Source organism: Marinobacterium aestuariivivens, assembly GCF_042661465.1.
GTDB classification, from domain to species: domain Bacteria; phylum Pseudomonadota; class Gammaproteobacteria; order Pseudomonadales; family Balneatricaceae; genus Marinobacterium_A; species Marinobacterium_A aestuariivivens.
In genome coordinates, this window is sequence record NZ_JBHSWE010000001.1 from 516,727 (window position 1) to 538,431 (window position 21,705).

At 65.1% G+C, this 21,705-nt stretch carries 19 protein-coding genes and 3 pseudogenes; 9 read left to right on the forward strand and 13 right to left on the reverse strand.

Annotated elements, in window-relative coordinates; genetic code table 11:
* Positions 1 to 1,395, forward strand: coding sequence for a sigma 54-interacting transcriptional regulator (locus tag ACFQDL_RS02635; protein ID WP_379907703.1), 1,395 nt, complete (start codon positions 1 to 3; stop codon positions 1,393 to 1,395).
* A gap of 6 nt (positions 1,396 to 1,401) precedes the next feature.
* Here the strand turns inward: ACFQDL_RS02635 and ybaK are convergent, their stop codons facing one another.
* Entirely contained in the window at positions 1,402 to 1,881 is a 480-nt protein-coding gene (gene ybaK / locus ACFQDL_RS02640; protein ID WP_379907705.1) for a Cys-tRNA(Pro) deacylase, read from the reverse strand.
* Between the two features lie 80 nt (positions 1,882 to 1,961).
* Entirely contained in the window at positions 1,962 to 2,504 is a 543-nt protein-coding gene (locus ACFQDL_RS02645; RefSeq protein WP_379907706.1) for a BPSL1445 family SYLF domain-containing lipoprotein, read from the reverse strand.
* 219 nt (positions 2,505 to 2,723) lie between these two features.
* On the opposite strand from ACFQDL_RS02645, the gene ACFQDL_RS02650 reads away from it, so the two are divergent.
* Both ACFQDL_RS02650 and ACFQDL_RS02655 read left to right on the forward strand, forming a co-directional pair.
* Complete coding sequence (locus ACFQDL_RS02650) at positions 2,724 to 4,109, forward strand: tetratricopeptide repeat protein (protein ID WP_379907709.1); 1,386 nt, start codon at positions 2,724 to 2,726, stop codon at positions 4,107 to 4,109.
* Positions 4,110 to 4,144: 35 nt separating this feature from the next.
* Positions 4,145 to 4,936 (forward strand): MOSC domain-containing protein, encoded by a 792-nt coding sequence (locus tag ACFQDL_RS02655; RefSeq protein WP_379907710.1) that lies wholly within the window; start codon positions 4,145 to 4,147, stop codon positions 4,934 to 4,936.
* Between the two features lie 142 nt (positions 4,937 to 5,078).
* Here ACFQDL_RS02655 and ACFQDL_RS02660 read toward each other — a convergent pair whose 3' ends face one another.
* From ACFQDL_RS02660 to smrA, 8 genes and pseudogenes are all read right to left on the reverse strand, one after another.
* Complete coding sequence (locus ACFQDL_RS02660; RefSeq protein WP_379907711.1) at positions 5,079 to 5,498, reverse strand: YbaN family protein; 420 nt, start codon at positions 5,496 to 5,498, stop codon at positions 5,079 to 5,081.
* Positions 5,488 to 6,549, reverse strand: coding sequence for a GNAT family N-acetyltransferase (locus ACFQDL_RS02665; protein ID WP_379907712.1), 1,062 nt, complete (start codon positions 6,547 to 6,549; stop codon positions 5,488 to 5,490). Before ACFQDL_RS02665 ends, ACFQDL_RS02660 begins: the two co-directional genes overlap by 11 nt.
* 58 nt (positions 6,550 to 6,607) lie before the next feature.
* Positions 6,608 to 6,760 (reverse strand): annotated as a pseudogene (locus ACFQDL_RS02670) (hypothetical protein); the annotation flags it as partial.
* Positions 6,754 to 7,653 carry a tRNA(Met) cytidine acetyltransferase TmcA domain-containing protein gene (locus tag ACFQDL_RS02675; protein WP_379907713.1) on the reverse strand — a complete coding sequence of 300 codons (900 nt, stop codon included), beginning with the start codon at positions 7,651 to 7,653 and terminating at the stop codon, positions 6,754 to 6,756. The pseudogene ACFQDL_RS02670 and the gene ACFQDL_RS02675, both read right to left, overlap by 7 nt.
* A 219-nt stretch (positions 7,654 to 7,872) precedes the next feature.
* Positions 7,873 to 10,161 (reverse strand): 5-methyltetrahydropteroyltriglutamate--homocysteine S-methyltransferase, encoded by a 2,289-nt coding sequence (gene metE / locus ACFQDL_RS02680; RefSeq protein ID WP_379907715.1) that lies wholly within the window; start codon positions 10,159 to 10,161, stop codon positions 7,873 to 7,875.
* Between the two features lie 58 nt (positions 10,162 to 10,219).
* Positions 10,220 to 11,716: a GGDEF domain-containing protein gene (locus tag ACFQDL_RS02685; protein ID WP_379907716.1), complete on the reverse strand. Its 1,497-nt coding sequence runs from the start codon at positions 11,714 to 11,716 to the stop codon at positions 10,220 to 10,222.
* 152 nt (positions 11,717 to 11,868) lie between these two features.
* Complete coding sequence (locus tag ACFQDL_RS02690) at positions 11,869 to 12,444, reverse strand: DUF924 family protein (RefSeq protein ID WP_379907717.1); 576 nt, start codon at positions 12,442 to 12,444, stop codon at positions 11,869 to 11,871.
* A 129-nt stretch (positions 12,445 to 12,573) separates the two neighbouring features.
* Positions 12,574 to 13,152 carry a DNA endonuclease SmrA gene (gene smrA / locus ACFQDL_RS02695; RefSeq protein ID WP_379907718.1) on the reverse strand — a complete coding sequence of 193 codons (579 nt, stop codon included), beginning with the start codon at positions 13,150 to 13,152 and terminating at the stop codon, positions 12,574 to 12,576.
* Between the two features lie 237 nt (positions 13,153 to 13,389).
* Between smrA and ACFQDL_RS02700 the strand changes: the two genes are divergently transcribed.
* The 4 genes and pseudogenes from ACFQDL_RS02700 to ald all read left to right on the forward strand — a co-directional run bounded on the left by ACFQDL_RS02700 (position 13,390) and on the right by ald (position 16,148).
* Positions 13,390 to 14,202, forward strand: coding sequence for a hypothetical protein (locus ACFQDL_RS02700; RefSeq protein WP_379907719.1), 813 nt, complete (start codon positions 13,390 to 13,392; stop codon positions 14,200 to 14,202).
* Positions 14,199 to 14,639 (forward strand): glutathione S-transferase N-terminal domain-containing protein, encoded by a 441-nt coding sequence (locus tag ACFQDL_RS02705; RefSeq protein WP_379907720.1) that lies wholly within the window; start codon positions 14,199 to 14,201, stop codon positions 14,637 to 14,639. Before ACFQDL_RS02700 ends, ACFQDL_RS02705 begins: the two co-directional genes overlap by 4 nt.
* Positions 14,621 to 14,812, forward strand: a complete 192-nt coding sequence (locus ACFQDL_RS02710; RefSeq protein WP_379907721.1) for a glutathione S-transferase C-terminal domain-containing protein — start codon at positions 14,621 to 14,623, stop codon at positions 14,810 to 14,812. Before ACFQDL_RS02705 ends, ACFQDL_RS02710 begins: the two co-directional genes overlap by 19 nt.
* 215 nt (positions 14,813 to 15,027) lie before the next feature.
* Positions 15,028 to 16,148: pseudogene (gene ald / locus ACFQDL_RS02715) on the forward strand (alanine dehydrogenase).
* A 74-nt stretch (positions 16,149 to 16,222) separates the two neighbouring features.
* Here the strand turns inward: ald and mtnK are convergent.
* Positions 16,223 to 17,503 carry an S-methyl-5-thioribose kinase gene (mtnK, locus tag ACFQDL_RS02720; protein WP_379907722.1) on the reverse strand — a complete coding sequence of 427 codons (1,281 nt, stop codon included), beginning with the start codon at positions 17,501 to 17,503 and terminating at the stop codon, positions 16,223 to 16,225.
* A 209-nt stretch (positions 17,504 to 17,712) separates the two neighbouring features.
* On the opposite strand from mtnK, the gene mtnA reads away from it, so the two are divergent.
* Positions 17,713 to 18,735: an S-methyl-5-thioribose-1-phosphate isomerase gene (gene mtnA / locus ACFQDL_RS02725; RefSeq protein WP_379907723.1), complete on the forward strand. Its 1,023-nt coding sequence runs from the start codon at positions 17,713 to 17,715 to the stop codon at positions 18,733 to 18,735.
* Positions 18,736 to 19,020: 285 nt separating this feature from the next.
* A complete protein-coding gene (locus ACFQDL_RS02730; protein ID WP_379907724.1) occupies positions 19,021 to 19,266 on the forward strand; it encodes an EF-hand domain-containing protein in 246 nt (81 codons plus the stop codon).
* A gap of 189 nt (positions 19,267 to 19,455) precedes the next feature.
* Here the strand turns inward: ACFQDL_RS02730 and ACFQDL_RS02735 are convergent, their stop codons facing one another.
* Both ACFQDL_RS02735 and ggt read right to left on the reverse strand, forming a co-directional pair.
* A complete protein-coding gene (locus tag ACFQDL_RS02735; protein WP_379907725.1) occupies positions 19,456 to 19,857 on the reverse strand; it encodes a phnA protein in 402 nt (133 codons plus the stop codon).
* An 83-nt stretch (positions 19,858 to 19,940) separates the two neighbouring features.
* A pseudogene (gene ggt / locus ACFQDL_RS02740) lies at positions 19,941 to 21,679 on the reverse strand (gamma-glutamyltransferase).
* Positions 21,680 to 21,705: the final 26 nt, after the last annotated feature.

Below are 21,705 nucleotides of genomic sequence, written 5' to 3' on the forward strand. Positions count from 1 at the left end.
ATGAACACTATGCCCCACCTGCTACTGGTAGACGACGACACCGCGCTGCTGAAACTGCTGAAAATGCGGCTTCAGGCCCAGGATTATCGCATCAGCTGCGCGGAAAGTGGTCAGGAAGCACTCAAGGTGCTGTCCGTCGAAACGATCGACCTGGTGATCACCGACCTGCGCATGGATCAGATGGACGGCATGGCGCTGTTCGAACAGATTCAGCAGCAGCGTCCGGACCTGCCGGTGATCATCATGACCGCCCACGGCTCGATTCCGGAGGCCGTGTCGGCGACGCAGCGCGGGGTCTACGCCTTCCTGACCAAGCCGATCGACCGCGACCAGCTGCTCGACACCGTACGCGCTGCGCTCAACACCAGCGCCCGGCGCCAGGACCAGGAGTGGCGCGCCGGCATCATCGGCGCGAGCCCGGCGATCGAGTCGCTGCTGCACCAGGCGCAACGGGTGGCGGAATCGGACGTCAGCCTGCTGATCACCGGCCCCAGCGGCAGCGGCAAGGAATGTTTCGCCAAGGCGATCCACAAGGCCAGCCGCCGCGCCAGCAAGGCCTTTGTCGCGATCAACTGCGGCGCCCTGCCGGAACAGCTGCTCGAATCGGAGCTGTTCGGCCACACCAAGGGCGCCTTCACCGGCGCCATCACCCAGCACCGCGGCCTGTTCCAGGCGGCGCACGGCGGCACCCTTTTCCTCGACGAGATCGGCGACATGCCGCAGTCACTGCAGGTGAAACTGCTGCGGGCGCTGCAGGAAAGAACCATCCGCCCGGTCGGTTCGACCGAGAGCATCCCGATCGATGTCCGCATCATCTCGGCGACCCACCGCAACCTGGAACAGGCGATCGAGACCAGCGAGTTCCGCGAAGACCTTTACTACCGCCTCAATGTCGTCAACCTGGACCTGCCGCCCCTGCGCGACCGGCCCGAGGACATTCCGCTGCTGACACGGCATTTCCTCGCCAAGGCGGCGGACCGTCACAACCCCAGAGTAAGGGGCATCTCGCCGGGGGCGATCCATCTGCTGGCACAGGCCGCCTGGCCAGGCAACGTGCGCCAGCTGGAGAACGTCATCGAGCAGGTGGTGGCGCTGAGTAACAGCCCGATCGTGCCGGAAGGCCTGGTTGCCCAGGCCCTGACCAACCAGGAAAGGGTGGTACCGTCCTTCAACGAGGCGCGGGCCGACTTCGAGAAGCGCTACCTGATCAAGGTACTGCGCATCACCGAGGGCAATGTCACCCACGCCGCCCGCATCGCCCAGCGCAACCGCACCGACTTCTACAAGCTGCTGAACCGCCACGGTCTCGAGGCCAGCGAATTCAAGCCGGGGGAAAGCGCGGCCACCGCCGCGGTCAAGACAGCAACCAGCCCGCGCATGAGCAAGACGGGGTGAATGGGCTCATTCCACCCGGCCGACCGGGGCGGTGGCGGCGCCGGTAAGCCTGATAAGATCCGCCGCTGCCATCTCGATCTCGAGACCGCGCCGTCCGGCACTCATGTAGATGGTGGGAAAATCGAGGGCACTGGCATCGAGCACCGTGGGCAGGCGCTTCTTCTGCCCCAGCGGACTGATGCCGCCAACGACATAGCCGGTGGCGCGTTCGGCATCGGCAGGATCTGCCATCGCCACCTTCTTGGCCCCGAGGGCCGCGGCGGTCGCCTTCAGGTCCAGCTGACCCGAGACCGGCACGACCGCCACCGCGAGCCTGCGGCCATCGCCGTTGAGCGCCACCAGCAGTGTCTTGAACACCCGCCCGGCAGGCTGGCCGAGGGCATCCGCCGCTTCCTGACCATAGGAAGGCGCTGCCGGGTCATGGGCATATTCGTGGATCCGATACCGGACCCGGGCTTTTTTCGCCGCGTTGATTGCTGGAGTCATTGGCAGGATACGGGTTACGGGTTATGGGTTACGCGAACTTTACAGGTTTTTACGCGTCACGCGTAACCCGTCACGCGTCACTACTTGTTCAACCTCGTGAACTTCGAGCCCTCCAGGGTCAGGTTGTACATCAGCCCCTTGTTGGAAAAGATAAAGCCGATGATCGGCGACTGCAGGGTGTTGGAATCGAGGGTGCCACCCGCGCCGATCGTGGCGATGGCGACACTGCCGTCGACGCCCGCCTCCCAGCCATCGCTGCGGCGAAAGCGCGCGAGGGCGTCGTGGGTCATGAACAGGATCACCTGACTCTTGATCTGGGCACCCAGCTGAAAACCGATCGAGGCCGAAGCGGTGCTGTAGTAGTCGACGCTGCGTCCGCCGATGCGCAGCGCGCCCTCGCCGTATTCGCCACCGATGCCGATACCGGCCTTGTAGACCTCGGGAAAGATCAGCATGCCGGCCGCCTGCTGAGACAGTTCCTGCGCCGCCGGGGACTGGCGATACAGCGTCTGCAGTGCCTCGTCCGCCTTGGCGTCGATCTCGGCGCGCGAAGCCGCCTGTACGCCTGCCGCCAGCAACAGGGCAAACAGCGCGAATAAACAGCGTTGTACAGTCGTCAACATTCTCTTACCTCCTTCCGGCACCCCATGCGTCACGTAGGATGCTGCTGAGCGCAGCGAAGCGCATCATGCCCGTGTTGGGCTTCGGCCGGAAACGGCTCCTGCAATTCCGGCATTCCCGCGGGGCGGCCTCAGACCAACCTACATGTCTTGCAGCATCTACTTTATAGCTGTTTTTCGAGTATAGTACCGGCGTTTCGAATTCAGCTTTTCAGATCTGCCATGCTTCAACCTCTGCAACGCGCCATGGCCCTGCTGCAGCAAGGCCAGTACGACGAGGCCTGCGGCCTCTGCCAGCAGCTGCTGGCGCATCACCCCGATCATTTTGCCGCCCGCCATCTTCTGGGCGTCGCCCTGTTGCGCCAGGGGCGTCTGGACGCTGCCGAACAGGCGTTGCAACAGGCCTGCCGCACCCAGGCGCCCACCCGCCAGCTGGCCCAGGCCTGGAACAACCTGGCCCTCTGCCGGCAACACCGGCACAAACCCGAGGCAGCCCTCGCCGCCATCGACGAGGCGCTCGGGCGTGAGCGCGGCGAAGCGGCTTTCTGGCTGAACAGGGGCAACATTCTCGAGGTCCTGCAGGACTGGCCGCAGATGCGCGCGGCGCTGCAGCGGGCGCTGACACTGGCGCCGGGGCTGGACGAGGCCCGCATCGGCCTGGCGGTCGCCTGTCGCCAGCTGGGGCGCCTGAGCGACGCGCGGGAGCAGCTCGAGACCGTTATCGAACAGGACTACGACTGGCTCCGCGAATACATCCTGCTGCTGCTGTTGCAGCAGGACCGGGAACAGGCGCTGGCGCTCTGCGACCAGGTACCGGACAGCGACAGCCTGCAGGGCGTTGCCGACTATGTCGCCGAAGCCGGCGACCCTGCGCTGGCCACGCCGCTGTACCGGCGCGTGCTCGAGCGGGACCCGGACAATGCCTGCGCCGCGCACATGCTCGATGCCCTGACGCAACAGCCGTCCGAGCGGGCCCCGCGCGCCTATGTCGAAGCGCTCTACGATCAGCATGCCGGTGCCTTCGAGCAGCGCCTGGTCGGCCGCCTGGGTTACCGCGCGCCGGAGCTGATGGCCACCGCCCTGGCCGAGGTCCCGCCGGTACGGCTGTCGCCGGCACTGGACCTTGGCTGCGGCAGCGGACTGCTCGGACAGGCACTGCAGACCCGCTTCCCGGCCATCGACATCGACGGTATCGATCTCTCCGCCGGCATGCTGGAGCAGGCCCGCCACAAGGGCTGCTACCGCCGTCTCTGGCATGGCGATGCGGCCGAGATCCTGCAGCGCCTGCCGGCGCGGCACTATCGGCTGATCGCCAGCACCGACATGCTGATCTACCTTGGCGACCTGGCACCGCTCTTTGCCGCCGTGGCGCGCTGCCTTCACCCGGAGGGCCTTTTTGCCTTTACCGTCGAAACCGGTGCCGGCGACGGGCACCAGCTCCATGGCAGCGGTCGCTTTCGCCACGGTGCCGACTACCTGGAACGACTGGCAGGGGAGCAGGGATGGTGGATCCGGTCGCTCGAGGCCTTCCCGCTGCGACGGGAAAATGCCGGCACCATCGAAGGGCTGATGCTGATTCTGGAGCGACTGCCGGCCGGTCCTGTATGATCGGCACAACAGAACCCCATCCAGGAAGGCCCAAGATGAAGCTGTCCGCACTGCATATCTATCCGATCAAATCGACCGCCGGAATCGGCCTGGAGCGCGCCTTCGTCGAGCGCGCCGGGCTGACGTTCGACCGCCGCTTCGTTGTCGCCGACGCCACCGGCGGGTTCATGACCGCCCGCCGCCACCCGCGGCTGTTGCAGGTACGCGCCACCCCCACCGCCGACGGCCTCTGGCTGAGCGCCCCCGAGATGCCGGATCTGCGGCTGCGCTACGGCCAGTTTCCGCCGCAATATCGTTCCATCAGTGTCTGGCGCGACCATATCGACAGCCAGCAGTGCGGCGACGAGGCCGACCGCTGGTTCAGCGACTACCTCGGACAGGACTGCCGGCTGCAGTTTTTCGGCCCGCGCTCGCAGCGCGAAACCGACCGCCTGCCGCACTCTCCGGTGGCCTTTGCCGATGGCTATCCCCTGCTGCTGATCTCGGAAGGTTCGCTGGAAGACCTCAACCGACGCTGTCCGGAACCGGTCTCCATGGCCCGGTTCCGCCCCAATCTGGTCGTCTCCGGCACCGCCCCCTTCGCCGAGGACGGCTGGACGCGGATCCGCATCGGTGCCCTCGAGCTGGCGCTGGTCAAGCCCTGCTCGCGGTGCGTGATGACCACCCTGGACCCGGCCTCGGCTGAACGTCACCCCCGCCAGGAGCCGTTGCGCACCCTTTCCGGCTACCGCCGCGATGCCGACGGCCAGGTCAATTTCGGTCAGAACCTGGTACCGCTCGGCGAAGGCGTGCTCGAAGTCGGCATGGAGGTCGAAATTCTCGAGTAGGTTGGAATGATGCCCCGAAGGGGCGAATTTAGACCGGGTGGCGCTCCACCGGGTGGCGCTCCACCGGGTGGCGTTCCACCGGGTGGCGCTCCACAGGCAATTGGCGCAGCGGTCGGCCGGGAACCCGGAATTCGCCTTCGGCTCATTCCAGGCTACGGCCTAAACCAAGCGCCGGCAGTGTCTTGCGAACCTTTTCGTCAGGCGCCGACGGCCGGCTCCAGATATAGAGCAGCGCAACGAGCACAGCGGCGGCGGCAACGGCCTTCAGGCGCCAGTCGAAGTCGCGGAACAGCAGCGGGTAAGTCACCATCGCCAGCATAAGGCTCGACGACAGCCATTTGATGCGCAGCGGTATCACACCGTAGGCTTCCCAGTCGCGGATCAGCGGCCCGAACAGGCGCTGATTCAGCAGCCAGCGGTGCAGGCGTTCGGAACTGCGGGAAAAACAGAAGGCAGCGAGAATAACGAAGGGCGTCGTCGGCAACAGCGGCAGCACCACCCCGATGGCACCCAGCAGCAGCGCGAGCATGCCGGCGCAGAAGTAGAGCAGTCTAGCCATCATGATCGCCCTCCGGTGTTCGGGAACGCTGTGCCGTCGGCACCGCCTCGAGCAACAGTGCCATCGTCGACCGCAGCCCGCGTATCTGTGCACGCCGCCCGGCGCCGCTTAGAGCGGCAACTGTTTCCCAGCCGCGGCGCTGCAGCAGCGTCCAGATCAGCTGATACTGGGCGTCACGACCGAGTCCCGCCCTTTGCCAGAGCTCCGGCCCCGAGCGGCACAGTGCCCAGAGCGACGGCTCGCAGCTTTCGAAGCTGCGGTTGTGCCGGGCGAACAGCTCGATCTCGCTTCGCTCCGACGCCGAAAGCTGCGTGCTGTCCCCTGAGGGTAGCAGACTCAGCACCAGATCGGCATCCAGTTCCCGCATCTGCGCCGGCAACTGATGCAGCAGACGCCGGCGCAACTGCGCCCGGGCCGCCTCGACCAGGGCGTGCCCGGCCGCGCTCAGCGGTCGGGCCAGCATGCAGGCGAAGGTCCCGCCCACCGGATCCCGACCGGCGCCGACATGAACCGGCCGGTAGCCACTGCGCTGCCAGAACCGCAGCAGGTCGACGGTCGCGCCGAACCCGGTGCCCAGGTAATCGCAGCCCCGGGGCCCGGCCCAGTGCGCCAGCGCCTGCAGCAGCCCGGTGGCGATACCGCGGCGCTCGAGCGCAGGATGGGTGGCGATGCGCATCACCCGCAGACACCGCAGCGAAGCGGCCTCGAGCAGCCCGTCCTGGCCGATCAGGGTCTGGGGCAGCAGATGACCCGGGGTCGCCGTGTCCCCTGGCTGATACCTTCTGCAAGTGCCTGCGGCAACAGGCCCTCTTCGACCACCAGCATCGCAGCCGCCACATGCCCCCGACCGAGGCGATCCAGACCGCCAGGTTCGGGCTGTCCAGCAAGATCCGCAGGTCGCCCGGCGTGGTGCGGTAGTGAGCCAGCACCAGCAGGCCGAACAGTTCGGACAGGGTTTGCGGCTGCCCGAGCAGACGCTCGCGGTCGAGGCGCTCGATACGCGGCGCAACCGCTTCCTGGCCGGCGAAGGCCTGCGCCGGTGCCGGTTCCGCATCGAGCATCAGCATGCGGAACGACAGCGCCTCGAGAGGGTCCTCTTCGCACCAGCGTATGGGCTGGCGCATGGAAAAGGCGCGCCAGCCCGGTGTCCGACGCTGCAGTTCGCGCCGAAAGCGCACCGCGAAGCCGCGTCCGGTGCCTTCGTAACCGTGCAGCGTGGTGGCGAACACGATGCGACGGAAACGGGCCAACAGCCGGCTCAGCACCGGCGCCGGGATCGCCGCGGCCTCATCGACCAGCAGCAGGGCGCCGTCACCCTCCCCTGCATCAGCCGGTCCGGCGTCAGATAGCGCACCCGCCCGCGGCTGTCGATCAGCTCGCCGCCATGCAACTGCGCATCGGCAAGGCGCGCCTGCAAGCGCTCGAACAGCGCCGTCACCGATGCCTGTCCCGGCGCCGTGACAAGCACTTCGCCGCCGTGCTGCTCGAGCCAGTGGGCCGCCGCCAGCCCCAGAGCCGCGCTCTTGCCCCGCCCGCGGTCTGCGGTCAGTACCAGCGGCACCGACGCCTCCAGCGCCTGCAGTATCGCCGACACCGCCTGCTGCTGATCTTCGGTACGGTAAGGCTCGGGCACTGGCTGCTGTCCGGTTACGGCCGGCAATGGCGCCGGCACCGCAAAGGGCTGGTGCTGCAGCACCGGGATCACCCGGGAATCGGCTTCGAGTTGCGTCACGAGGTGTCGCAGGAAACGGTGACCGACGTCGCGTTCGGTGTAGGGCAGCACCGCGATGCTGCGGTGCTCGGGATCGTCATGGCGGTACCAGGCCTCAGCGGGCGGCGTCAGCAGGAACAGCAGGCCGCCGCCGCGCAGGGTACCGACGCTCTGGCCGAAGGCGTTGGGGTTGAAGCCGCACCAGGCATCGAACACGACCGCCTCGTATTCGCGGCCCAGATGACGCTGTACCTGTGCGGCATCGAGCCCCTCGAAACCCTCCGGCGACTCGGTACCGACCCAGAGCACCCGTTGCCAGCCGGCCGCCGCCAGCCACTGCGCCGCCTGCCGCCGCGCCCAGCCGGCATCGCCCTGCAGCCAGACCAGCTGACGGCGACGCGAACGGGCATTGGCTTCGATCAGGGGCTGCAGAACGTCTGGCGGCATGGAGGACTCCGGCATGGGCATGGCGCCCATTCTACCGCCTTTCTTCTCTGTAGGGTGGAATGAGCCAAAGGCGAATTCCACCGGTGAATCGCATTCCGGGAATCTCCGCCTGCACCCGGTTCTGATCCTTGGGTTCCGCTGCGGTCTGACACCACCGGTGGAATTCGCTTCGCTCATTGCCACCCTACAATTTACCCGTCAAACGGCAATCGTCAGCCGTCAGTTGGCAACCGCTTCGAGGGCTTCTGAACGCAGCTGCCGCGCCGCCGCTGCCAGGTTCTCGAGACTCGGGCCGACTTCCTCCCAGCCGCGTGTCTTGAGGCCGCAGTCCGGGTTGACCCAGAGCCGTTCGGCGGGAACCCGCTCGGCCGCCCGGCGCATCAGCACCACGATCTGCTCGACCGTCGGCACGTTCGGACTGTGGATATCGTAGACGCCGGGGCCGATCTCGTTGGGATACTCGAAGTCGGTAAACGCCTCGAGCAGCTGCATGTTGGAGCGGCTGGTCTCGATGGTGATGACATCGGCATCCATCGCCGCGATGGCGTGCATGATGTCGTTGAACTGCGAATAACACATGTGGGTATGGATCTGGGTCGCGGGTCCGACACCGCAGGCCGCCACGCGGAAGGCATAAACCGCCCAGTCGAGATAAGGCTCCCAGGCGCTGCGCCTGAGGGGCAGCCCTTCGCGGATTGCCGGCTCGTCGATCTGGATCGCGGCAATACCGGCGCTTTCGAGTTCGCGCACCTCGTCGCGCAATGCCAGGGCGATCTGCAGACAGGTCTGTTCGCGCGGCAGGTCGTCGCGCACGAAGGACCATTGCAGCATCGTCACCGGCCCCGTCAGCATGCCCTTGACCGGGCGCGACGTCAGCGACTGGGCGTAACGGCTCCATTCCACGGTCATGGCATCGGGACGGGCGACATCGCCGTAAATCACCGGCGGCTTGACGCAGCGCGAACCGTAGGACTGCACCCAGCCATTGCGACTGGTCGCATACCCCTGCAGCTGCTCGCCGAAGTACTCGACCATATCGTTGCGCTCGGCTTCACCGTGCACCAGCATGTCCAGACCGCAGGCTTCCTGACGGGCAATGCAGTCGGCGATCTCGGTCTGCATCCGCTCGACATAGTCTGCCTCGGGCAGTTCACCCCGCCGGAACTGTGCCCGGGTACGGCGGATATCCGCGGTCTGGGGGAAGGAGCCGATGGTGGTGGTCGGGTAGAGTGGCAGGTTCAGCCGCGAGCGCTGCAACGGCGCCCTTTCGCCATAGGGCAGGCCCCGCTCGCCATCGACCAGCGACAGCCGCCGGCAGCGCTGCCGTACCTCTTCGCGGTGCACCCGTTCCGAGCCGCGCCGGCTGGCCAGCGCCCGGGCATTGTCGGCCAGCGCATCGGCGACGTCCCGCCCGGCCAGCGCCTCGCCCAGCAGGTGCAGCTCGTCGAGTTTCTGAGCACCATAGGCGAGCCAGCTGCGCAGTTCGGGGTCGAAGGCATCCTCCGCCTCCAGATCCACCGGCACATGCAGCAGCGAACAGGAGCTGGACAGCCAGAGTCGCTCACCGAGCCGCTGCGACAGCGGCTGCAGCTCCTCCAGCAACGCCGCCAGGTCGGCTCTCCAGATATTGCGACCGTCGATGACGCCGAGGGACAGCACCTGATCGTCGCGCAGCTCGGCCAGTACGCGCCGGTATTCCTCACCGCCGCGCACCCGGTCCAGGTGCAGCCCGGCCACCGGCAGCGACAGGGCCAGATCGAGGTTGTCGCCGAGGCCTCCGAAATAGGTCGTCAACAGCAGTCGAACAGGACTCGCCGCCAGGGCTCGGTAGGCATCCTCGATCGCCGCACGCCAGGCCCGCGGCAGCTCCAGCACCAGCACCGGTTCGTCGATCTGTACCCAGTCGACACCCTGCCCTGCCAGCAACTCAAGCAACTGCAGGTAACTGTCGAGCAGGGCCGGCAGCAGTTGCAGGCGGTCGAACTCGCCGGCGGCACAGCGCGCCAGCCAGAGCCAGGTCACAGGTCCGATCAGCACCGGCTTCACCGCATGACCCGCGTCCCGGGCCTCGGTGATTTCGGCCAGCAGCTTCGACGGGTCCAGGACAAACGCCTGTTCCGCTTCGAGTTCCGGTGCCAGGTAGTGGTAGTTGGTATCGAACCATTTGGTCATTTCGCAGGCCCGCCGGGGCGTGCCCGACGGCGCCCGCCCGCGTGCCATGCGGAAGCCGGTATCGAAGATGTCGCTGGAGTCGTCGCGAAAACGTTGCGGAATCACGCCAAGCAGCAGCGAATGATCCAGTACCTGATCGTAAAGCGAGAAGTCGTTGACCGTGACCCGCGGCTGGCCGGCGGCCCGCTGCCGGGCCCAGTTCTGCTGGCGGATATGCCGCGCGACGGATAGCAGCGACTCGCGTCCGCTCGCGCCGTTCCAGTAATCTTCCAGCGCGAACTTGAGTTCCCGTTGTGCGCCGATGCGGGGTAATCCCAGGCTGTGTATAACAGGCATTCTGTACGTCCCTTATGGTTGCCGTTGAAACGGGACGCATTATGACGAAGGGTGTGAATTAATAAAATTGATGTATTTTTTGTTTTTGTTGAATGAAATTCATTTTAAAGTATCCCTGCAACCCCTCAGCCGAACAGCGGCGAATAATGGCGCAGCGCCTCGATATCGGCGACGACCCGATCCCGCCCCTGCCGTTTGGCGCGATAAAGGGCCTGGTCGGCGCGCTCGATAATGCCCAGGGCGTCAATGCAGCCGAAGGCTGCAGCGTGCAGATGCCGATACTGACCGTGACGATATCGGCCACCTCGCTGGCTTCGTGGCGGATACCGAGACCACGTACCTGCTGCCGGCACCGCTCGGCCAGCTCCAGTGCCTGCTCGTTGGTCGAGGGCAGCAGCAGTGCCAGCTCCTCACCGCCGTAACGGGCCACGAGGTCGCCCGGTCGCGCGACCACCTGACGCAGCGCGTCAGCGACCTGGCGCAGGCAGCGGTCGCCGGCCGGATGACCGTAGCGGTCGTTGTAGGCCTTGAAGCAATCGACATCCACCATGATCAGCGTCAGCGGCATAAACTCCCGTATCGCCCGCCGGCATTCGCGTTCGAGGGTATCGTCGAAATGACGGCGATTGGCGAGCCCGGTCAGCTCATCGGTGATCGCCAGGGTATTGAGCCGCTCCAGCGCCCGATGCAGCTCCGCGGTGCGCTGATCGACGAGGCGTTCGACCACCTCGGAGCGATGCAGCAACAGCCGCAGCCCGACATGGGCCACCAGCGTCAGGAAAAGCCCCAGGGCCAGCACCAGTAACGAGGCCCCTTCGATCTGCTGTGCCAGATAGCGCTGCGAAGGCGTCGCCGTCACCGTCCAGGGCGCCAGACCTGCGACCTGGAGCACGCGACTGACGGTCATATCGGGCACGGGGTCGTCCAGCCGGGTGCCGGTATAGAGGGTTCGCGCCGTCGCGCCGGCCTCCCGGAGCTGCCACTGGATCGCCGGATTTGCCGTCGGCAAACCGGCCTGAGCGACCAGCCGCCCGACCCGCAACAGGCCGCTGACCTGTCCGCGCCGAATGCCCTGGTCGCCCCTGACATCCCGTTGCGCCAGCAGAAGTTCCGGCGCCGGATCCGGCGATGCATTGCCGGTCATCGGGGACACCTGCCCCGGCAGCAACTGTTCGAATGACACCGGATAGAGGCCGGCGTCGCCGCCGGTGGCTGGCTGCCCCTGCGCCGGGCGCCACTGCAGGCGCTCGAGCGCCGGTCGCGATGCTCCGAGATCGAGAGCCGCGCGGGCGAACTCGGCCCCGGTTACCCGGTCGGAACCGGCGAACAGAATGCCCAGCGCTTCCAGCGCCCCCAGGTGTCTGACCAGCGTCTGTTCCAGTCGGTCGATACGCAGCTCAACTTCGCGGTTGAACTGGGCGACACGTTGGCGCTGCTGCTGCTGTTCCATCCAGAAAAATGCCAGCAGCGAGAGCAAAATGCCGACCACCACAACCGATCCACGCCACCAGCGCTGTCGATAGGCTGCGAAAAAGCCGCTCCGCTGCTCCGTCAATACCGTGCTCCCGTCCCTGCCGTCGAATTATTTCAGTAAAGTCAGAAGCATAGCCTGAGATGGCGAAAGAGGTAAGTGGTAAGCCGCAGCCTGGTCGTCGGAATTCGTTTCACTCATTCCAACCTACTGCCCCCAGCGGCGGTGCGTCTGATTCAGGTAGGCGAGTTCCTCGGGGTCGAGATACGCTGCAGCGCCTCGTTGCGATGGGGAAAACGCCCGAATCGGGCGATCAGGTCGCGGTGCTGATGGGCAAAATCCAGTGCGTTGTCGATCACCGGACGGCGCGTGAAAGGCACTTCCTGGCGCAGTGTCTCGAGCCGGTCGATATGCAGGTCCTGAGCCTCGAGGGACTCCGCATGCTCGAGCGGCATGTAGAAGAACAGTCGCTCGGCGAATTCCAGCGCACGGTCATGGCCCAGCTCCATACCCTGCCGGCACAGGGCGAGCGCCCGACTGTCGCCGGCGAACGCATCGGCGGTGCCGCGATAGATACTGCGTGAAAACTGGTCCAGCAACAGAATCAGAGCCAGCCGGCCGCGTGGATTGCTGCTCCAGTCCCCGAGCCCACCGCGCAGCGCCCGGCGCACAGGCCGCCCGAACAGTTCGTCGAGTTCGCGGTCATGCTCCTCCTGCCCACCCCACCAGAGGCTCTGCTTCGACTCGGACGCAAAGCCCCCGTCCAGCGGGCCGAACCAGAACCGCAGTATCTCTTCGATCGCTTCCGTCATAGCTGGCGAGCCTCTAAAGGCATTGGACACGACCGGAAAGTATAGTCGTAGGAGCGGCGCCCCGCCGCGAATATCTTTGCAGCTCCCAAGGTGCCGACGATGTTCGCGGCGGGGCGCCGCTCCCACGTTTTATTGTCTCTTTTGATGCTGCTCCCAGTTCGCCTGGCGCTGGGCATCGCTTTTCCTGAGCATCACGTAGAGCGCACCCAGGCCGCCATGCTGGGGCTGGGCCGAATGGAATGCCATGACCTCGGGGATATGGGGCAGCCACTGGTTCAGCGCGCTGCGCAGCAGACTGGTGGCGTCGTCAGGGTGCCGGCCGCGGCCATGATTGATGATGAAGCTGCGGATATTGAGCTCCATGCACTGCTGGACGAAGCTCAGCAATTCATCCCGGGCCAGCGGCAGCGGTTTGCGGATCAGTTCCAGACGGGCATCGAGGCTGTAGCGACCCAGCCGAAGGTTGCGATAGACGCCCTCCTGGACGCCGTCCCGCTTCCACTCCAGCGGATCGTGCGGATTGATGCGCAGGCCGATTGTCAGGCTCAGGCCTTCCGGCTCGCCCTCGGCCGCCCTGCGCCTGGCGACCACGGCAGGACCGGCATTGCGGGCATGGGCCGTCTCCGCCCGCCGCTCGTGCCGAATAGGCGCGACACCGTCACGGCGCATCAGCGAATCGAAATCGAGTGAGGTTTCTGGTTTGGCCATGATGAGTCCTCCTGCTGCTGTTCCGGCGCCGACCGGACAGTCCAGTATAACAGCGGAGCCCCCGGCTCTTGAACCTCGACAGGCATGACCGCTCGCGCACCGGCCAGCCCTTTTCTCACCGGTCGATCTGTTCTACAGTGGAGCGGCCAGCCGTCCAGGAAGCCACACGTTTTCCCCAGTTACCGGCCCGCCATTATCTTCCGATACGATGTCGGCGGCCCTAAGGAGGAGTACCGGATGCAACGACTGCTGCTCATCGTCACGGTGGTACTGGCCGTCACCGCCGCCTGGCTGTTTCTCGACCCCGGCACAGGCGAGGCGCCGCAAAGCCCTGTCGTCTCCGACGACGTTCGGCGCGAGGCCCGGAGCCATATCGAACAGCTCACCGCAGACCAGGACCTGCCCATCGGCATCGGCAGCGCCAACCACTTCGTCACCGCCTCTCAATTGCTCTCGCTACCCGACGGCCAGGTGCTGTCCGAAGATGTCGGGCTGGAAATGGCCATCAGCCCGGAACTCATCGACGCCGCTGCCGCCACCGCCTATGCGGTGGACATGGCGCCGCTCAAGAGCGCCCCCGCTGCGGAGACAGGCAACCGCAACAAAGCCATCCAGCGCGGCACCCTGCCTCAGCTCGCCGGCCAGATCACGCTACAGGAACTGCTCGACAACCCGGAGCGGGCCAGCGGCAAGATCTTCTACATCCATGCGGTGAACGAGGGCGACAAGGAGGGGCTCTGGGGCATCCTCAACAACGGCCTGATCAACAGTTTCGCCGAAGGCCTGGACCTGCCCCGCATCGGCGGGCGCATCCAGGTCGAGATTCCGGCAGATGCGGATCAGCGCCGACAGGACCGCAGCAGTTCCTACCTGGGCCGGATTCTCGACGACAAGGTGCGTGAAACCTACATCTACAACTACCGTCAGGGCCTGCTGGGCCAGAATCCCGACCTGATCCAGCCGGGCCAGCAACTCGTCGTCGTGAGCTTTTCCGAAGACGAACTGGTACAGATCTACAACCACTTCGTCAGCCGGAATCCGCAACGATGATCGAACTCTACACCTGGAGCACCCCCAATGGCCGCAAGGTTTCCATTATGCTGGAGGCGGTCCGGCTGCCCTACCGGGTCCACCCCATCGACATCTCCTCCGGCGACCAGTTCGACGAAGCCTTTCTCGAAATCAGCCCGAACAACCGGATTCCGGCCATCCGCGACCCGGAAGGCCCCGACGGCTCACCGATCGAACTGTTCGAAAGCGGCGCCATTCTGATCTACCTGGCGGACAAGACCGGGCTCTTTCTGCCCCAGGAGCCGTGCGCACGCTACCGGGTACTGCAGTGGCTGATGTGGCAGATGGGCAACTTCGGCCCCTTCCTCGGCCAGGCCCACCACTTCAACCGCTTCGCCACCGAGCGGGTACCCTACGCCATCGAACGCTATCGCAAGGAAGCCAACCGGCTCTGGGGGTGCTCGACAAACAGCTGACCGGCCGCGACTTCGTCGCCGATGACCTGAGCATCGCCGATTTCGCCATCTATCCCTGGTGCGCCCGCTATGAATTCCAGGAGATCGATCCCGAGCGCTATCCCAATGTGCGGGACTACATGAAGCGCATGGAGCATATCGAGTTCGTTCAGCGCGGCATGCAGGTGCCTTAAAAGCAGTCGACAATTTCCAGTAAACAGCCCGTAGGGTGGAATGAGCCTGCGAATTCCACCGGTGTTTTCGGATCACTCCCGCCACCTCCGGTGGAGCGCCACCCGGTGGAACGCCACCCGGTGGAACGCCACCCGGTGGAATTCGCTTCGCTCATTCCACCCTACACTATAGGGATGAGTGAACGCGGCGGCCGGACCGCCGGGAGGGTATCGAAATGCTGATTGGCGTTCCCAGAGAGATCAAGAACAACGAATTCAGGATCGGTATGACACCGTCCGGCGTGCGCGAACTGGTGCAGGCCGGGCATCAGGTGATGATCGAAACGGAGGGCGGCCTGGCCATCGGCCTGACCGACCAGGCCTATCGGGATGCCGGCGCCCGCATCGCCGACAGTGCCCGGGAGATCTTCGACAGTGCCGAGATGATCGTCAAGGTGAAGGAACCCCAGCCCGACGAATGCCGCATGCTGCGCCCGGACCAGGTGCTGTTCACCTATCTTCATCTGGCGCCCGACCCCGAGCAGACCCGCCTGCTGCTGGCGTCCGGCGCCATTGCCATCGCCTACGAGACGGTGACCAGCCCCCGCGGCGGCCTGCCGCTGCTGGCGCCGATGAGCGAAGTCGCCGGCCGGATGTCGATCCAGGCCGGCGCCCATGCCCTGGAGCGGGCCCAGGGCGGCCGCGGCGTGCTGCTGGGCGGGGTGCCGGCGTGGCGCCGGGCAAGGTGGTGATTATCGGCGGCGGCGTCGTCGGCGTGAATGCCGCCCGCATGGCCCTGGGCCTCGGCGCCGACGTCACCGTGCTGGATCGCTCACTGCCGCGCCTGGCGCAGCTCGACGACCTGTTCGGGCCACGCCTGAAAACCCTGTACTCCAACGCACATGCGATCGAGGAACAGGTGAGTGCGGCGGACCTGGTGATCGGCGCCGTGCTGATCCCCGGCGCGGCGGCGCCGAAACTGGTCTCCCGCCCGATGCTCGCCAGCATGACCCGCGGCAGCGTGCTGGTGGATGTCGCCATCGACCAGGGCGGCTGTTTCGAGACCTCGAAACCGACCACCCACCAGGACCCCATCTTCGAAGTCGACGGCATCAATCACTACTGCGTTGCCAATATGCCCGGCGCCGTGGCCCATACCTCGACCTTCGCCCTGACCAACGCCACCCTGCCGTTCGTGATGGCGCTGGCCGAAAAGGGCCATCGTCAGGCGCTGCTGGACGACGAGCATCTGCGCAACGGGCTCAATATTCACCGCGGCAAGGTAACCTACCGGGCGGTCAGCGAGGCATTGGGTTACGACTACGAGCCGGCCGAGATGGCGCTGGGGATGGCGTGACGCGTTACGCGTTGCCTTGCGGTGCGGTTCGCTGTACTCACCAGTCGGTGCGGTGCGCTGCGCTTACCAGCACCCTACAAGGCCGGCGACGAGACGTAGGATGCCGCTGAACGAAGTGATGCGCACCGAAAACGGGTGACAGGTGACGCGTTACGCGTCACCCATTCCCTGATCCGCTCGAGCACCGCCTCGATGCTGTCGAATGCGCGGCGCTCGAGAATCAGTGTCCGGCCAAGACGCAATGCCAGGGTTTCGGCCTGGGCGCGCTGCTGCGCATCCTCGATCGCTTCCAGGTCCAGCACATGGGCCAGGCCGATGGTACGACGAATCAGCTCGGTACCGGCATAGCCGAGGCTGTCGGCCAGCAGGTCGGCCAGCAGGGCCTCGCGGTAGGCCGGCAGATCCAGCGACGGATCGGCCGTATGGGCCTCCATATGGCCGAGGAACCGGCCCGAGAAGGTATTCCAGAAGGTCGCGACGGCCTGCAGCAGCCACTCGCGATAGGCCTGCCGCTCGGCATCGTCGCCCGGCAGCTGCGACTGACCGGCATAGTTGAGCAGCAGATTGCCGATCAGGCTGCCGACGTCGAAACCGATCGGACCGAAATAGGCGAATTCCGGATCGATGACCCGGGTGCCTTCGGCATTGGCGAATACGGAACCGGAATGCAGGTCGCCGTGCACCAGGGCTTCGGCCGCGCAGAGGAACCTGTGCTTGAGGCGGGCCACTTCCAGCTTCAGCGGCTCGTCGCTCCAGAGCGCCTCGGCCTCACTATGGATCAACGGATTGATATTGTTGCGTTCATGGTCGCAATAGGGGTCCCAGAAGAACAGATCCTCGGTGATCTTGCACAGATCCGGATTGATGAAGCGCGCCACCATCTCTTTCTTGCGGTGGGCGTCAAGATAGAGGTCCGAGGTGTGGAACAGGGTATCGGCGCAAAAGCGCCCGAGCTGGTCGGCCAGATGCGGCAGCCTGGCCCGGGCCACCAGGGCATGACGCAGGTTTTCGTAGGCGCCGATATCCTCCATCACGATCGCCGAGCGGTCGGCGTCGAAGTGGTAGACCTTGGGCACCAGGTCCGGACAGTAATCGGCCTCCAGCATCAGCGCCTCGGCTTCGATGCGGATGCGGTCCTGGGACAGCGGCCAGCCTTCGCCGATAATGCGTACATAGGGCAGCGCCTGCTTGATAATGACGCTGGCACCGCCCGGCTCGAATACGCGGAAAACGAAATTGATGTTGCCGTCGCCGATCTCTTCCACGTTCAGGGTTGCGCCCGCTTCGAACTGGCCCGAATGGCGGCGTGCGAAATCGATCACTTCGGCGTCACCGGCGAATTTGCAGTCGGTCATGGATTCTGCCCGTCAGATAGGGTTGAAAAGTGGCTATAGAAGCAAATCACAATCAATACAGCAAGCTAAGAGGCCGTAGCCTGGAATGAGCGAAGCGAATTCCGGGTTCCGAATTCCGGGGTTCGATTTTAGGTTCTTGATGCTGTTGTCGACCGGGCCTCTTTGCTATCGTTAGCCTCCTCTTTAGCCATCCCCGCTGTGAAGACGCCATGAAAGACCTGATCGCCACCAGCCTGAAGTATCAGCACGGCCAGCTGCTGGTGCTGGACCAGTACCAGTTGCCGCACCGCGAAGTCTGGCTGCCCTGCGATTCCGTCGAGGCCATGGTGGCCATGATCCGCAAGCTGCAGATCCGTGGCGCGCCCCTGATCGGCATCGGTGCCAGCCTGCTGTTGGCCCACCTCGCCGAACAGGAGACCGGCGTACCGGCACTGGAGCAGGCGGCGCAGACTCTGCGCGAATCACGCCCGACGGCGGTCAACCTGATGAACTGCATGGACCGGATGCTGGCGACCCTCCATCGCGACGGCACGGCAGCGCTGAGCGCCACGGCAGAGGCGATCTTCGACGAGGACATTGAACTCTGTCGGCGCATGGCCGAACAGGGTGCCGGGCTGATCAGGCCCGGCAGCGCCATTCTGACCCACTGCAACACCGGCAGCCTCGCGACCGCCGGTGTCGGCACCGCGATCGGCGTGATCGGCGAAGCGCAGCGTCTGGGCAAGGGTATCCATGTCTATGTCGACGAGACCCGCCCGCTGCTGCAGGGCGGCCGCCTGACCAGCTGGGAGATGCGCAGGCTCGGCGTGCCCTATACCCTGATCTGCGACAACATGGCCGCGATGCTGATGGCCCAGGGCAAGATCGACTGCGTGCTGGTCGGCGCCGACCGCATCGCCGCCAACGGCGACTTCGCCAACAAGGTGGGCACCTACTCGCTGGCGGTCAACGCCCACTACCACGGCATTCCATTCTATGCGGTCGCGCCCTATACCACCGTCGATCCGCAGTGCCCGGACGGCAGCGCCATTCCGATCGAACAGCGCGCAGCGGACGAAGTGCGCGGCGTCGGCGGCAGTTTCGGCGAGATCGTCTGGAGCCCCGGGGATGCGCCGGTCTACAACCCGGCCTTCGACGTCACACCGGCACAACTGGTGACCGGCTGGATCCTCGATACCGGCATCCTGACGCCACAACAGGTGGCCGAAGGTTCGCTGAGCCACCTGCGCTGATCGTGGCGCCGGGCTCTCTCGGGCCCGGCCGTCTCTCGATCGCTACAAGCCAACTTATTGAATTTAAAGCTTTTTACAGCCACTCCCCCTGCAGCCGTCGGCCTGTGGCAACGCAATTCCCGTCATGATCCCGCTTTCCTGTCCCAGCCCCCGCCCAGCCACCACAAAACATCACTCAACCTTTTGTTTTTAAAGAAAATAAAAATAGCTGGCACGCGGTTTGATTAAACCAGGGTGTTTTATCCAAAACTGTTTGATCCAAAACATCGTAGGAAGGAGATACCCATGAAGAAAGTTGCAACCACGCTCGGTACAGCTCTGTTCATCGCTTCTGCCATGGTACACGCCAACCCGGTGGACGATCTGTTCCAGGGCGTCGACAGCAATCAGGACGGCAAGATCAGCCAGGCTGAAGCGGCGATCAATCCCGAACTGGAAGCCCAGTTCGCCGCCATCGACGTCAACCAAGACGGTTTCCTGACGCCGGACGAATTCCAGGTCGAATCCGGGGATCCGCAGGTCGAGGGCTAAACGCCGCTCATCCCGGTTTGATGCCGCCCGGCACAGCCACAGGGAAGGATCGACGGACTGATTCGCTTATCAGGAAGGGGGCACCCGCCACCACCCAGACCCTTCCACCGTTGTCCTAGCAGGAGTCCAGGTGCCACGGATGGCACGGGTCAGGGACGACCCATTTTTCTTGCTGCGCTCATTGCCACCCTACAGCTCGATGCTGTCGATCCAGGCCTGCTCGTCCGGCGTCAGATAGAGCTGCTCGCGCAGCTGAAGCGCCCAGTGCTCTCGGCCGACAAAGGACTCGAGCAGTGCGATTGCCAGCACCCGCGCCGCCGGAACCGGGCTCCAGACCGCCGTATTCAGGCAGCGCCAGTGATGTGGATCCCGCCTGCCGGGCCTGCGTATCTGCTTCAGACAGCTGTCGCAGACCATGATGCAGTGTTCGAAATCCGCTTCGGAGCCGACCGGCGGCACCTCGTAGACCTTCAGGCTCACGCCCTGGGCGTCACAGAGCTCGCAATGGGCGCCGCAACGCCGCACCAGGTCCTTGCCGAACATCGACAGGCCGTGATGGCGCTCGTAATGTCGTTCATATCCCCTGGCCATGATCCCATACTCGTTTGGAAGTGGTACTAAGCATAGTTCAGCTGAGGATAATCGCAGGGTGGAATTCGCAGGCTCATTCCACCCTACAGCCCCTTGGCGGACGAGGTGCTGCGGCGCGGATCGGCGCCGCCGTAGAGGGTGCCGTCCCCGGCCACCATGATCGACTGGATCGCCCCCATGGCGGATTTCTGCACCACCTCGTGGCCCATGCCCTGCAGCAGTGCGATGGTGTCCGGACTGATGCCCTGCTCGATGCGAAGCTCGTCCGGCAGCCACTGGTGATGCACCCGCGGCGCATTGACCGCGGCCTGGATATTGAGGTTGTGATCGATCACATTCATCAGCACCTGCAACGTGGTGGTGATGATGCGCGAACCGCCGGGGCTGCCGGTGACCAGGAAGTTCCTGCCATCCTTCTTGACGATGGTCGGCGACATCGAGCTGAGCATGCGCTTGTTGGGCTCGATCCTGTTGGCCTCGCCGCCGATCAGGCCATAGGCGTTCGGCACGCCCGGCTTGGCGCTGAAATCGTCCATCTCGTTGTTGAGCAGGAAGCCGGCACCGTCGACGACGATATGGGAGCCGTAACTGAAGTTGATGGTGTAGGTATTGGAGACCGCATTGCCGAACTTGTCGACCACCGAAAAATGGGTGGTTTCGTTGCTCTCGTAGGGCGCGGGATCGCCGGGCCTGAGACTGGCGCTCGGCGTGGCCTTCATCGGGTCGATCCCTTCACGCAGACTGGCAGCGTAATCCTTGGATATCAGGCCCGCGACCGGCACCTCGACGAAATCGGTATCGCCGAGGTACTGCGAACGGTCGGCATAGGCCCGCTTCATCGCTTCGGCCATCAGGTGAAGGGTCCTGGCCGAGTTGTGGCCGCTCTCGGCAATCGGATAGCCCTCGAGAATGTTCAGGATCTGCACCACATGGGTACCGCCGGAGCTCGGCGGGCTCATCGAGTAGACGTCGTAGCCGCGGTAGCTGCCCTTGACCGGTTCGCGAATGGCGGGCTGGTAATTCTTCAGGTCCTCGTGGGAAATCAGGCCGCCGCCACGCTGCATCTGGGCGACGATCAGGTCGGCAGTCTCGCCTTCGTAGAAGCCCTTTACGCCCTGCTCGGCGATCCGCTTCAGAGTCGCGGCCAGGTCCTTCTGCACGAAGCGCTCGCCCGGCTCGTAGAAGCTGCCATCGGGCTTGAAGAACACTTTGCGACTGGACTCGAACTGCTGCAACCGTTCGGCGCTGCTGCGGATCCCCTCGGCGAAGCGCGGTGGGATGACGAAACCCTCCTCGGCCAGGCGGATGGCCGGTGCCGGGCCTCGGCCAGCGACAGCGTACCGTAGCGCTCCAGCGCCAGCGCCAGGCCCGCAACGGTGCCGGGCACCCCGGCGGCCAGATGGGAATAGCGGCTCCGGTCGCTGTCGACGTTGCCCTCGGCATCGAGGAACATGTCGCGGCTCGCCGCTGCGGGCGCTTTCTCGCGGTAGTCGATCGCGACGACCTCCTCCTTCTGTTCGGACGATACCAGCATAAAGCCGCCACCGCCGATATTGCCCGAACGCGGCTGGGTGACCGCCAGCGCAAAGGCCGCCGTAACCGCCGCATCGATGGCGTTGCCGCCCGCTTCCAGCACCTTCAGCGCTTCGTCGGTCGCCAGGTAGTGACTGGTCACGACCATGCCGTTGCGGGCTTCGACAGGCACGCTGCGATCGCCCTCGAGGATCGGCTGCGCCGACAGCGAGGTCGCTAAGACGAGGGAGGCGCCGACGGCGAAGGCGCGCCGGGACAGGTTGGACAGCGAGGTAATGGATAGCCGCATCTCGATCTCCTTTCATTGGCCAGGGA

What these genes read in the sequence shown, in the direction of transcription:
- ACFQDL_RS02705 (WP_379907720.1), top strand. Translation starts at nt 14,199, where the DNA reads ATGATCGAACTCTACACCTGGAGCACCCCCAATGGCCGCAAGGTTTCC.
- smrA (WP_379907718.1), bottom strand. Translation starts at nt 13,152, where the DNA reads ATGGCCAAACCAGAAACCTCACTCGATTTCGATTCGCTGATGCGCCGT.
- metE (WP_379907715.1), bottom strand. Translation starts at nt 10,161, where the DNA reads ATGCCTGTTATACACAGCCTGGGATTACCCCGCATCGGCGCACAACGG.
- ACFQDL_RS02690 (WP_379907717.1), bottom strand. Translation starts at nt 12,444, where the DNA reads ATGACGGAAGCGATCGAAGAGATACTGCGGTTCTGGTTCGGCCCGCTG.
- ACFQDL_RS02665 (WP_379907712.1), bottom strand. Translation starts at nt 6,549, where the DNA reads ATGCGGAACCGGCACCGGCGCAGGCCTTCGCCGGCCAGGAAGCGGTTG.
- ACFQDL_RS02735 (WP_379907725.1), bottom strand. Translation starts at nt 19,857, where the DNA reads ATGGCCAGGGGATATGAACGACATTACGAGCGCCATCACGGCCTGTCG.
- ACFQDL_RS02700 (WP_379907719.1), top strand. Translation starts at nt 13,390, where the DNA reads ATGCAACGACTGCTGCTCATCGTCACGGTGGTACTGGCCGTCACCGCC.
- ACFQDL_RS02660 (WP_379907711.1), bottom strand. Translation starts at nt 5,498, where the DNA reads ATGATGGCTAGACTGCTCTACTTCTGCGCCGGCATGCTCGCGCTGCTG.
- ACFQDL_RS02650 (WP_379907709.1), top strand. Translation starts at nt 2,724, where the DNA reads ATGCTTCAACCTCTGCAACGCGCCATGGCCCTGCTGCAGCAAGGCCAG.
- ACFQDL_RS02635 (WP_379907703.1), top strand. Translation starts at nt 1, where the DNA reads ATGAACACTATGCCCCACCTGCTACTGGTAGACGACGACACCGCGCTG.
- mtnK (WP_379907722.1), bottom strand. Translation starts at nt 17,503, where the DNA reads ATGACCGACTGCAAATTCGCCGGTGACGCCGAAGTGATCGATTTCGCA.
- mtnA (WP_379907723.1), top strand. Translation starts at nt 17,713, where the DNA reads ATGAAAGACCTGATCGCCACCAGCCTGAAGTATCAGCACGGCCAGCTG.
- ACFQDL_RS02675 (WP_379907713.1), bottom strand. Translation starts at nt 7,653, where the DNA reads ATGCCGCCAGACGTTCTGCAGCCCCTGATCGAAGCCAATGCCCGTTCG.
- ACFQDL_RS02730 (WP_379907724.1), top strand. Translation starts at nt 19,021, where the DNA reads ATGAAGAAAGTTGCAACCACGCTCGGTACAGCTCTGTTCATCGCTTCT.
- ACFQDL_RS02655 (WP_379907710.1), top strand. Translation starts at nt 4,145, where the DNA reads ATGAAGCTGTCCGCACTGCATATCTATCCGATCAAATCGACCGCCGGA.
- ybaK (WP_379907705.1), bottom strand. Translation starts at nt 1,881, where the DNA reads ATGACTCCAGCAATCAACGCGGCGAAAAAAGCCCGGGTCCGGTATCGG.
- ACFQDL_RS02645 (WP_379907706.1), bottom strand. Translation starts at nt 2,504, where the DNA reads ATGTTGACGACTGTACAACGCTGTTTATTCGCGCTGTTTGCCCTGTTG.